Below are 11,273 nucleotides of genomic sequence, written 5' to 3' on the forward strand. Positions count from 1 at the left end.
GGCCGCGCCATGACCCGCTTTACCCCGTCCGAGATCGAACCCCGCTGGCAGAAGGCCTGGGAAGATGCCCAGACCTTCGTTGCGACACGCGACGAGAGCCGCCCCAAGTATTACGTCCTCGAGATGTTCCCCTACCCCTCGGGGCGCATCCACATGGGGCACGTCCGCAACTACTCGCTGGGCGACGTTGTGGCCCGCTACAAGCGCGCCCAAGGCTTCAACGTGCTGCACCCGATGGGATTCGACGCCTTCGGGATGCCCGCCGAGAACGCCGCGATGAACTCGAACGGCCACCCGAAGGATTGGACCTACGGCAACATCGACACGATGGTCGACCAGATGAAGCCGCTGGGCCTGTCGCTCGACTGGTCGCGCATGTTCGCCACCTGCGACGTGGAATACTACGGCCAGCAGCAGGCGCTGTTCCTCGACATGCTGGAAGCCGGCTTCGTCACCCGCCGCAATGCCACCGTCAACTGGGACCCGGTCGACATGACCGTGCTGGCCAACGAGCAGGTGATCGACGGCAAGGGCTGGCGCTCGGGCGCCGAGGTGGAGCGGCGCGAACTGACGCAATGGTTCTTCAAGATCTCCGACATGTCGGAAGAGCTGCTGGAGGCGCTGGACGGGCTGGAGGACTGGCCCGAGAAGGTGCGGCTGATGCAGAGCAACTGGATCGGCAAGAGCCGGGGCCTGCAATTCTCCTTCGAGCGCACCGATGGCGGCGATCCGGTGACAGTATATACCACCCGCCCCGACACCCTGCTCGGCGCGAGCTTCGTCGGCATCTCGCCCGACCACCCGCTGGCAAAGGAACTGGCCGAGAACAATGCCGAGGTTCAGGCCTTCCGCGCCGAATGCGCCAAGGGCGGCACCACGGCAGAAGAGCTGGAGACGGCCGAGAAAAAGGGATTCGACACCGGCCTCACGGTCCGCCACCCGCTCGACCCCTCCAAAGAGCTGCCGATCTGGATCGCCAACTTCATCCTGATGGACTACGGCACCGGCGCGATCTTCGGCTGCCCGGCCCATGACCAGCGCGACCTCGACTTCTGCCGCAAGTACGACCTGCCGGTCATCGACACCTTCTTTGCGCTCGAAAACCCGGCCCCCGTCGAAAACGAGGCCTTCACCCCGCCGAAAGAGCAAAAGGTGAAATGGGTCAACCACTTCACCGGGCTCGACGAGGCCACCGGGCAGGAGGCGATCGACGCCACCATCGCACTGGCCGAAACCGCTGGCTGGGGCGAGGGTGTTACCAAGTTCCGCCTGCGCGACTGGGGCCTGAGCCGCCAGCGCTACTGGGGCTGCCCGATTCCCGTGGTGCATTGCGACGCCTGCGGCGTGGTGCCGGAGAAGAAAGAGAACCTGCCCGTCGAGCTGCCCTATGACGTGTCCTTCGACACGCCGGGCAACCCGCTCGACCGTCACCCGACCTGGCGCGACTGCGCCTGCCCGGCCTGCGGCGCACCCGCCAAGCGCGAGACCGACACGATGGACACCTTCGTCGATTCGTCGTGGTATTTCGCCCGCTTCACCGCGCCCCGCGCCGAAACGCCCACCGTGGCGGAGGATGCGGACTACTGGATGAACGTCGACCAATACGTCGGCGGCATCGAGCACGCGATCCTGCACCTGCTCTACTCCCGCTTCTTCGCCCGCGCGATGGTGGCCACCGGCCACCTGCCCGAGAAGTCGAAGGAGCCGTTCAACGCGCTGTTTACGCAGGGCATGGTCACGCATGAACTGTACGCCGGAGCGGAAGTCACACGCGCACCTGGCGAAAGGTACGATGAAGAAGAAGGTCAGACCGTAAAATTCTCACGTGAGACCCGCGCCAAGTATTATTACCCTGAGGAAGTCGTAAGGTTTGAGGTGGCTGGGAAACCCAAAGCACTGTTGAAGAGCGCTCTCGATCTTGTTGGGATCGATACTCAGGACGCCGCTGCACTCGATGAAATGTGGATAGGGTTTCAGCAAAATCGCCCTGAGACAGTCGGTGCTGAAGATTTGCATCTCGAGGTCTTCCCCTCCGCCAAGATGTCGAAATCCAAGAACAACGTGGTCGACCCGCTGAGCATCATCGAAAGCTACGGCGCCGACACCGCCCGCTGGTTCGTGCTGTCTGACAGCCCGCCCGAGCGCGATGTGGAGTGGACAGCCTCGGGCGCCGAAGCCGCCAACCGCCACCTCGCGCGGGTCTGGCGCATGGCCGATGAGATCGCCGCCAGCGATTCCCCGGCCAATGATGAAGACGCGGCGCTGCAAAAGGCCCTGCACCGCACCATCGCGGATGTGACCGAGGGGGTGGAAAGCTTTGCCTTCAACACCTCCATCGCCAAGCTCTACGCCTTCACCAACACACTCTCCAAATCCTCCGCCGGCAGCGCGGCCAAGCGCGAGGCCATGGCGACCATGGCCCAGCTCATGGCCCCGATGACCCCGCATCTGGCCGAAGAGATCTGGCACATGCTGGGCGGCGAGGGGCTGGTCACCGAGGCGCAATGGCCCAAGGCGGACCCGGCCCTGCTGGTCGAGGACACGGTCACGCTGCCGATTCAGGTCAACGGCAAGCGGCGGGCCGAAATCAGCGTGCCCAAGGACATGGACAAGGCGGAGGTTGAAAAGCTGGCGCTGGCCGAGGATGCTGTGATCCGGGCGCTGGATGGCAACGCCCCCAAGAAGGTGATCGTTGTGCCGGGACGGATCGTGAATGTGGTGGCGTGATGCCGTAGGGTGGGTGCACCCCACCATCGGGCGGGCCAGGGGGTGGGTTGCATCCACCCTTCCGGCCATGGCCCTCGTCACGCTTGCCTCCTGCGGCTTTGCCCCGCTCTACGGGCCGGGCGGGCCGGGTGACACCCTGCACGGGCAGATCGAAATCGCGGAGCCGACCACCGACAACGAGTTCGAGTTCGTCTCCCGCGTCGAAACCCGCCTTGGCCGCACCGCCGCCGGCCCGATGCGGCTGGATTACGCGATCACCACCCGCCGCGAAGGCCTTGCCATCACCGCCGATCAGGAAACCCAGCGCTACAACCTGCTGGGCGAGGTCACCTATCAGGTGACCGACACCACCTCCGGCGCCGTGCTCTCCACCGGGCGCACCGACAGCTTCACCTCCTATTCCGCCACCGGCACCACGGTGGCCACCACCGCCGCCGCCCGCAACGCGGAAGAGCGGCTGATGGTGATCCTCGCCGACCAGGCCGTGACTCACCTGCTGGCCACGGCGGAAGGCTTCCTGCCGTGAGGCGCAGGCCATGAAGCTCTCGACCCGCGACGCCAACGCCTTCTTTTCCAAGCCCTCCATGGGCCCGGGCATCCTGATTTCCGGGGCCGACGCGATGCGGGTGTCGCTGAAGCGGCAGGATCTGCTGAAGGCGCTGGTCGGCCCGCAGGGCGAGGAAGAGATGCGCCTCACCCGCCTGTCGGGGGGCGAGCTGCGCTCCGACCCGGCGGCGCTGCTCGATGCGATCCGGGGCGCCTCCTTCTTTCCCGGCCCCCGCGCCGTGCATGTCGAGGGCGCGACCGACGGGCTGACGGAGCTGTTCAAGACGGCCCTCACCGAGTGGCAGGAGGGCGACGGCATGGTGGTCGCCACCGCCGGGTCGCTCAAGGGCACCTCCAAGCTGCGCAAGCTCTTCGAGAAAGACCCGCGCGCCCGCTTTGCCGCCATCTACGACGACCCGCCCAACCCGGCGGAAATCAAGGACCGGCTCGGCGCGGCGGGCCTCTCCAACGTGGAGCATTCCGCGATGGAGGCGCTGGTGGCGCTGGCCTCGCATATCGACCCGGGCGATCTGCGCCAGTTCATCGAAAAGCTGGCGCTCTACAAAATCGGTGATTCCGCGCCGCTCTCGGAGGCCGAGGTGGCCGCGTTGGCGCCGGCCACCACCGAGGCCGGGGTGGATGAGCTGCTGAACGCCGCCGCCGAGGCAAAGCGCGAGCAGATCGGCCCGCTGATGCGGCGGCTGGAGGGGCAGGGGGTGCTGCCCACCACGCTCTGCATCATGGCGGGGATGCACTTTCGCACCCTGCACAGCGCCGCCTCCAGCCCCGGCGGCCCGGCGCAGGGCATCGCCGGCTTGCGCCCGCCGGTCTTCGGCCCGCGGCGCGACCGGATGATCCGACAGGCCCAGAACTGGGGCCTGCCCCGGCTCGAAAAGGCCATTGCCCTGCTGCTGGACACCGACCTTGCCCTGCGCTCCGCCGGGCAGACCGCGCCGCAGATGGCGCAGGTCGAGCGGGCGATGATCCGCCTTTCGATGATGCCGCGCTAGGCGGCACCTCCCCCCGCGCCAGCCCCCCCTCTTCCGAGTCTCGCCGCATGTCACGCAACTGACATGCCCGCTTTACGCCCGTGTCACCCGCCGGGCGCATGTGTCGCCGCACAAGAAAAACCAGAGGGACACCCATGCACCGCACGCTTCTTACCTCCGCCTTCGCGCTGGCCGCCGTTGCCGGCACCGCGCAGGCCGAGATGGTCTTCAACCGTATCGCCTCCTTCCCCGTGGCCTCCAACATGGCCGAGGGCGAGGACCGCGCCCGCGAAACCTCCTCCGAGATCATCGACGTCACCGCCGATGGCATGACGCTGGTCTACACCGACAGCCCGCTTGGCGTGCTCGGCCGGGTCGACATCACCGATCCCGCCGCCCCCGCGCCGCTGGGCAACATCGCGCTCGACGGCGAGCCGACCTCGGTCGCCGTTCTCGGCAGCGTGGCCTTCACCGGCATCAACACCTCCGAGAGCTACGTGGCCCCCTCCGGCCGCCTCGCCGCAATTGATCTGAGCAGCGGCGAAGAGTTGGCCAGCTGCGACCTCGGCGGCCAGCCCGACTCGGTGGCCAAGGCCCCCGATGGCAGCTTCATCGCCGTGGCAATCGAGAACGAGCGTGACGAAGACCTCAACGATGGCGCCCTGCCGCAGATGCCCGCCGGTTTCGTGGTGAAGATCGCCCTGACCGATGGCACGCTCGATTGCGACAGCCTCCAGAAGATCGAGATGACCGGCCTTGCCGAAGTTGGCGGCGACGACCCCGAGCCGGAGTTCGTCGACATCAACGCCCTCGGTGAAATCGTCGTGACCATGCAGGAAAACAACCACATCGCCGTCATCGGCGCCGATGGCACCGTTTCCGCCCACTTCTCCGCCGGTGCGGTGGACCTCGAAGGCATCGACGCCACCGACGAGCGCGGCGCGCTGCTGTTCACCGAAAGCCAGAGCGGCGTGAAGCGCGAGCCCGATGCCGTCAAATGGATCGACGATCAGCACTTCGCCACCGCCAACGAGGGCGACTACGAGGGCGGCTCGCGCGGCTGGACGATCTTTTCCAAGACCGGCGAAGTGGTTTACGACAGCGGCACCAGCTTCGAGCAGGCGCTGATCCAGATCGGCCACTACCCCGACAAGCGGTCGGACGCCAAAGGCGTCGAGCCCGAGTCCGTCACCTTCGGCGAGTTCGGTGGCAAACCGATGATCTTCGTCGGCTCCGAGCGCGGCTCCGTCGTCGGCGTCTATGACGCCACCGACCCGGCCAACCCGGTGCTCACCCAGCTCCTGCCCTCCGGCGTCGGCCCCGAGGGCTACGTCACCATCCCCGAGCGCAACCTGCTGGTCTCGGCCAACGAGACCGATCTTGGCGAAGACGGCGGTGCGCGGGCCCACGTGATGCTCTTCGAATATGCCGAGGGCGAGGCGATGTATCCGCAGCTCACCTCCGAAGGCATGGAGCAGCTCACCGGCTGGGGCGCGATCTCGGGCATGGTGGCCGAGGGCGAAAGCACCGTCTGGGCCGTGAGTGACAGCTTCTACGGCTACCAGCCACGCATCTACAAGATCGACACCTCCACCAAACCCGCCCGCATCACGCAGGCCATCGACATCACCCGCGCCGGCTACCCGGCCCAGAAACTCGACCTCGAAGGCATCACGCTGGACGGGCAGGGCGGCTTCTGGCTCGCCTCCGAGGGCCGCACCGACCGGGTCATCCCCCACGCGCTCTACCACGTGAACGCCCAAGGCGAGATCGAGGAAGAAGTGGGCCTGCCCGCCGAGCTGATGGCGGTCGAAAAGCGCTTTGGTTTCGAGGGCATCACCCTGGTTGACGGCACGCTCTGGATGGCCGTGCAGCGCGAGTGGAACGACGACGAGAAGGGCCAGGTCAAGCTGGTCGCCTACACCCCCGAGACCGGCGAATGGGGCGCCGTGCGCTACCCGCTCGATGCCCCCACCACCGGCTGGGTCGGCCTGTCGGAAATCGTGGCCCATGGCGAGCACGCCTATATCGTCGAGCGCGACAACCTGCTCGGCGAAGCCGCCGCGACCAAGAAGATCTACCGCGTCGCCCTCTCCGAGATGCAGCCCGCCGCGCTGGGCGGCGAGCTGCCGCTGGTGAGCAAGGAAGAGGTCCGCGACCTCCTGCCCGACCTCAAGGCAAACGGCGGCTACGTGCTCGACAAGGTCGAAGGTCTGGCGATCTTCTCCGATGGCACCGCCTGGGTGAGCACCGACAACGACGGCGTCGACGACCACTCCGGCGAGACGATGTTCTTCAACATCGGCCAGCTCGGCAGCGGCTACTGAGTTTCAACCAAGCCCTTTAGCAAGAATCGCCCCGGAGCGGCCCGCCGCTCCGGGGTTTTTGCTGCCTGCCGCGGGTGTCCCCTTCCCCCGCAAGGGAAGGCCCGGCCCCCAAAGCGCCCCGCATCACAAGATCGCCGCATCCCCCGCCACATCCGCCTTTGCCGGCGGCATCCCCGGCCCGCCGCCCAGCCCCGGCAGCAGGCCGTTGCCGGCCACGGCATCGCCGCGCAGCGCCCGCAGCAGGGCCCTGTGCCCCGCCGCCGCCTGCACCTGCGCCCCGATCCCGGCCCGCGCCCGCTTCACGAAGGCCGCCCACTTCTCCGCATCCAGCGCCCTCCCGGTCGAGAACTTGCCCTTCCCGAAGTCGGTTTCGTAAACCTTTTTACCAAGCAGCACCGCCTGGTAGGTCGCCGGCGAAAACAGCGAGACGAAGCGGATGTCATGCGGCGCGGGCAGCCCGTATTGCCAGAGCTCGAGGTTCTCGGCGAGCGTGTCGGGCACCTCCAGCGCCTCGCGGGCGTCGATCCAGTATTGATCGTCCGTCCGGTTGCCGAGCGCGTAGTGCAGGCAGATGAAATCGCGCACCTCGTTGTAGAGCTCGTCGACCAGATGGTTGAACCTGTCGCGTGGCGGATCGGCAAAATCGCTGTCGGGGAAGTATTGCACCAGCCAGCGCACCGCGGTGTCGATCATGTGGATCGCCGTGCTCTCCAGCGGCTCGATGAACCCGCCCGACAGGCCCACCGCCACGCAGTTCTTCACCCATGCATTCCGGTTGCGCCCCACCCGCATCGGAATCACCCGCGGCTCCGCGCCCTCGCCATCCGGCCCCAGATGCGCCAGAAACTCCGCCCGCGCCTCCTCGTCGGTGCGATGCGCCGAGGAAAACACGTAGCCCGTGCCGATCCGGTTGAAGAGCGGCACCCGCCAGCTCCACCCCGCCCCGAGCGCGGTGGACTTCGTGACCGAGTCGATCCGCTCCGGGTCGCGGTGGGGCACCTGCACCGCCATCGCCCGGTCATTGGCGAGATACTTGCCGTAGCTCTCGAAGGGCTCGCCGAGCGCCTTGTTGATGATGAGCCCACGAAAGCCGGTGCAGTCGATCACCAGTTCCACCGGATGCCGCCCGCCGCGCTCGAGCTGAAGCGCCGCCACGTAGCCGCGCTCATCCAGCTCCACGTCGACCAGATCGTCGAGCACATGGGTCACGCCCCGGGCAACGCAGGTGTCCTTCAGCAGCCCGGCGAACTTGCCCGCGTCGAGATGATAGGCAAAGCCCACCGGCGGCCCCGGCATCTGCCCCGGTCCGCGCGGGCCCTTGGCGGCATTGGCCAGATCGACCGAGGGCGAGAAGCACTGCACGAACTCCAGCCCGCCGGTGCCGAACTTCAGCGCATATTCCGCCGCCGAGACCCCGTCGATCGCGGGCGGATGGGCGAAGGGGTTGATGTAATCCACCCGGTTGCCCTGCGCGTCGACGTTCCAATGGCCAAACACCACCCCGAGCTTGAAGCTGGCGTTGCAGGTGCGGAAGAACTCCCGTTCGTCTATGCCGCCCTGCTTCAGGGTGCGCGGCATTCCCGGCACGGTGGCCTCGCCCACGCCGACGGTGGGGATGTTGGGGCTTTCGATGAGGGTGATCCCGAGGCCGCCATCGGCGCCGGGGCCGCTCTTGAGCATCGACTGCAACAGCAGCGCCGTCATCCAGCCGGCGGTGCCGCCGCCGACAATCGTGATCCCGCGGATCGGCTGTCCCATTCCGTGCCCCCGTCTTACCCTGCGTCAAAGGCTAGAACGGCGAGGGGGTTTGGCTCAAGCCCCTGCGCCCGCGGGGCGGGGCGAGGGGCAGCGAGTCGGTCCGTTAAGGTTCTGCGGTGCCGCGAAATTGCTGCAAGCGCGGTATGCACAGGCTGTGTACGGCCTGTGCACGGGATGTGACATCGGTGTTCAGATACCTCCCGCGGCCGTTAACCGCCCCGGACGGTGTCGATCATCAGCTGCACGTTTTCCGGGTCGGCATCGGGGGTGATGCCATGCCCGAGGTTGAAGATATGCGGCCCGTGCGAGAAGGCCTCCACGATCCGGCGGGTCTCGTCGATCAGCGGCTGGCCGCCCGTAACCATATGGGAAGACTTGAGGTTTCCCTGCACGCATCCGCCCGGCTGCACGTGTTCGGCGGCCCATTCCGGGGTCACGCCATCATCGAGCGCCACGCAGTCGGCACCGGTCGCCGCGTGAAAGCCCCGGTAACGCTCGCCCGCGCCCCGCGGGAAGGCAATGACCGGGGTATCGGGGTGCTTTGCCTTCACGCCCTTGATGATTTCCTTAATCGGATCAATGCAATAGGCCTCGAAGTCATCGCCGCTGAGGCTGCCGGCCCAGCTGTCGAAGATCTTCACCACCTCGGCCCCGGCGTCGATCTGGCGGTTCAGATACTCGATGGTGGCCCAGGTGACGCGGTCGATCACCGCGCGGAACAGCCCGATATCCTTGGTTTTCATCGCATGGGCCGGCCCCTGATCGGGGGTTCCGCGCCCGGCAAACATGTAGGTCGCCACCGTCCAGGGCGCGCCCGCGAAGCCGATAAGTGTTGTCTCTTCAGGCAGTTGGGAGCCGAGGTTGCCGACGGTGCGATAGATCGGCGCGAGGTGGTCGTGCACCTCGCCCCCGTTCTTCAGGGCTTCGTAATCTTTTCGCAGTTCAATCGGCTCCAACCGGGGGCCTTCCCCGGTGACGAACCACAGTTTCTGCCCCAGCGCCTGCGGGATCAGCAGGATGTCGGCAAAGAGGATCGCCGCGTCAAAGCCGTAGCGCCTGATCGGTTGCAGCGTCACCTCGGTGGCGAGATCGGAGTTGTAGCACAGGCTCAGAAAATCCCCCGCCTCGGCGCGGGTTGCCTTGTATTCCGGCAGGTATCGCCCCGCCTGCCGCATCATCCAGATCGGCGGCGGGCTGACGGTGTTGCCTGACAAGGCATTGAGAATGCTTTTCTTTTCGGCCATTTGGTGCCTCCTCGTTGCGGCCATGGGTCGCGCTCCGGGGGCAAACTGTCAAGTGCCGCATTGTCACGCCGGGGTCTGCGGGCTATCCCGCCCTGCATGACCCAGACGCTCAAGATCGGCACGCGCGGCAGTCCGCTGGCGCTCGCCCAGGCCCAGGAAACCCGCGCCCGCCTGATGGCGGCGCATGGGATGTCGGAAGAAGCCATTGAAATCGTGGTCATTTCCACGACAGGCGACAGGGTGCAAAACCGGGCACTGCGCGAGATCGGCGGCAAGGGGCTGTTCACCAAGGAGATCGAGGAGGCGATGCTGTCGGGCGAGATCGACATCGCCGTGCACTCCTCCAAGGACATGCCCGTCGAGCAGCCGCAAGGCCTTGTTCTGGATTGCTTTCTTGAGCGCGAAGACCCGCGCGATGCCTTCATCACCCTCGATGGCAAGAGCCTCGCTGAGCTGCCCCAAGGCGCTGTCGTCGGCACCTCCTCGCTGCGCCGCAAGGCCCAGCTCCTGCACAAGCGGCCCGACCTTCAGGTGGTGGAGTTTCGCGGCAATGTGCAGACCCGGATGAAGAAGCTGGCCGATGGCGTGGCCGAAGCGACCTTTCTGGCGCTCGCCGGTCTCAACCGGCTGAACGCGCAGCATATTTCGCGCCAGCCGGTGGACCCGGAACAGATGCTCCCGGCCATCGCCCAGGGCACCATCGGCATCGAGCGCCGCGCTGACGATAGCGCCGTCGACGCCCTCCTCGCCCCGCTGCGTCACCTGCCCACCCATCACCGCACCGCCGCCGAACGCGCCTTTCTGGCCGGGCTCGACGGCTCTTGCGAAACGCCCATCGCCGGGCTGGCGACGATCGAGGGCAACACCTTGACGCTGAAGGGAGAAATCCTGCGCACCGATGGCTCCGAGGTGCTCACCGGCAGCCGCATCGGCCCGGTGGAAGAGGCCGCCGAGATGGGCGCAAGCCTTGCCGCCGAGTTGCTGGCCCAGACCACCGATGATTTCTTCGACTGGAAGTAGCTAGCGGACCTGTTCGACCAGCTCCAGCACGCTCGGCCCCATGGCCTCCACCACCAGCTCCACCCCGCTGGCCGAGGGGTGAATCCCGTCGCCCTGCAAATGCTCGCGCCGCGCCGCCGCCTGGTCTTCCAGCGCCAGCAGGGGGGCAAAGAAATTGGGGTAGAGCAGGGTGCCGTATTGCGCCGAAAGCTCGGGATACATCGCATCGAACGCCGCCTTGAACTCGGGCCCGAAGTTGCCCGAAGCGGTCATGCCCACGAGCAGAACCGGCAGCTCGCGCGCCTGGGCGGCCTGCAAGATTCCGTCGAGATTTTCGCGGCTTACCGCCGGGTCGATGCCGCGCAGCAGGTCATTGCCGCCCAGCTCCACGATCAGCGCATCCACGTCGTCGGTCAGGGTCCAGTCCACCCGGCTCAGGCCGCCCGCCGTGGTGTCTCCGCTGACGCCCGCGTTGCGCAGCTCCACCTCGGCGCCGTTCTCTTCCAGCCACGTCTGCATCACCGGTACGAAGCCCTCGCCCTGCGGCAGCCCGTAGCCCGCCGTCAGGCTGTCACCCAGTGCGGCCACCACCACCGGCTGGGCCGCAGCGCCGGAAACCAGCAAAATTGTCGTTATAACCTTGAGTGCCAGCATCCTGGCCCCATATCGGAATGAAACATAAG

At 66.7% G+C, this 11,273-nt stretch carries 8 protein-coding genes; 5 read left to right on the forward strand and 3 right to left on the reverse strand.

The features are described 5' to 3' along the window. Positions 1-9: 9 nt before the first annotated feature. The 4 genes from leuS to GTH22_RS17575 all read left to right on the forward strand — a co-directional run bounded on the left by leuS (position 10) and on the right by GTH22_RS17575 (position 6,589). On the forward strand, positions 10-2,727 hold the full coding sequence (gene leuS, locus GTH22_RS17560; protein WP_252946887.1) for a leucine--tRNA ligase: 2,718 nt from the start codon (positions 10-12) through the stop codon (positions 2,725-2,727). Positions 2,728-2,794: 67 nt separating this feature from the next. Continuing rightward, entirely contained in the window at positions 2,795-3,253 is a 459-nt protein-coding gene (gene lptE, locus GTH22_RS17565; RefSeq protein ID WP_252946888.1) for an LPS assembly lipoprotein LptE, read from the forward strand. Positions 3,254-3,263: 10 nt separating this feature from the next. Next, positions 3,264-4,283 (forward strand): DNA polymerase III subunit delta, encoded by a 1,020-nt coding sequence (gene holA, locus GTH22_RS17570; RefSeq protein WP_252946889.1) that lies wholly within the window; start codon positions 3,264-3,266, stop codon positions 4,281-4,283. Between the two features lie 134 nt (positions 4,284-4,417). Beyond that, the gene (locus tag GTH22_RS17575; protein ID WP_252946890.1) at positions 4,418-6,589 is read left to right on the forward strand and encodes an esterase-like activity of phytase family protein; all 2,172 of its coding nucleotides are present in this window, start codon (positions 4,418-4,420) and stop codon (positions 6,587-6,589) included. 123 nt (positions 6,590-6,712) lie between these two features. Here the strand turns inward: GTH22_RS17575 and GTH22_RS17580 are convergent, their stop codons facing one another. Both GTH22_RS17580 and hemE read right to left on the reverse strand, forming a co-directional pair. After that, a complete protein-coding gene (locus GTH22_RS17580; protein ID WP_252946891.1) occupies positions 6,713-8,347 on the reverse strand; it encodes a tryptophan halogenase family protein in 1,635 nt (544 codons plus the stop codon). 209 nt (positions 8,348-8,556) lie between these two features. Further along, positions 8,557-9,591 (reverse strand): uroporphyrinogen decarboxylase, encoded by a 1,035-nt coding sequence (hemE, locus tag GTH22_RS17585; RefSeq protein WP_252946892.1) that lies wholly within the window; start codon positions 9,589-9,591, stop codon positions 8,557-8,559. Positions 9,592-9,687: 96 nt separating this feature from the next. Here hemE and hemC point away from each other — a divergent pair, with 96 nt between their 5' ends. Beyond that, positions 9,688-10,611: a hydroxymethylbilane synthase gene (gene hemC / locus GTH22_RS17590; RefSeq protein ID WP_252946893.1), complete on the forward strand. Its 924-nt coding sequence runs from the start codon at positions 9,688-9,690 to the stop codon at positions 10,609-10,611. On the opposite strand, the gene GTH22_RS17595 is transcribed toward hemC, so the two are convergent. Continuing rightward, a complete protein-coding gene (locus GTH22_RS17595) occupies positions 10,612-11,244 on the reverse strand; it encodes an arylesterase (protein WP_252946894.1) in 633 nt (210 codons plus the stop codon). Positions 11,245-11,273 lie beyond the last annotated feature (29 nt).

Origin of the sequence: Oceanicola sp. 502str15 (assembly GCF_024105635.1) — a bacterium.
Lineage (GTDB): Bacteria > Pseudomonadota > Alphaproteobacteria > Rhodobacterales > Rhodobacteraceae > Vannielia.

Excerpts from the sequence above, each read along its gene's own strand:
- leuS (WP_252946887.1), top strand. The coding sequence starts at position 10 with ATGACCCGCTTTACCCCGTCCGAGATCGAACCCCGCTGGCAGAAGGCC.
- hemC (WP_252946893.1), top strand. The coding sequence starts at position 9,688 with ATGACCCAGACGCTCAAGATCGGCACGCGCGGCAGTCCGCTGGCGCTC.
- lptE (WP_252946888.1), top strand. The coding sequence starts at position 2,795 with ATGGCCCTCGTCACGCTTGCCTCCTGCGGCTTTGCCCCGCTCTACGGG.
- GTH22_RS17580 (WP_252946891.1), bottom strand. The coding sequence starts at position 8,347 with ATGGGACAGCCGATCCGCGGGATCACGATTGTCGGCGGCGGCACCGCC.
- hemE (WP_252946892.1), bottom strand. The coding sequence starts at position 9,591 with ATGGCCGAAAAGAAAAGCATTCTCAATGCCTTGTCAGGCAACACCGTC.
- GTH22_RS17575 (WP_252946890.1), top strand. The coding sequence starts at position 4,418 with ATGCACCGCACGCTTCTTACCTCCGCCTTCGCGCTGGCCGCCGTTGCC.
- holA (WP_252946889.1), top strand. The coding sequence starts at position 3,264 with ATGAAGCTCTCGACCCGCGACGCCAACGCCTTCTTTTCCAAGCCCTCC.
- GTH22_RS17595 (WP_252946894.1), bottom strand. The coding sequence starts at position 11,244 with ATGCTGGCACTCAAGGTTATAACGACAATTTTGCTGGTTTCCGGCGCT.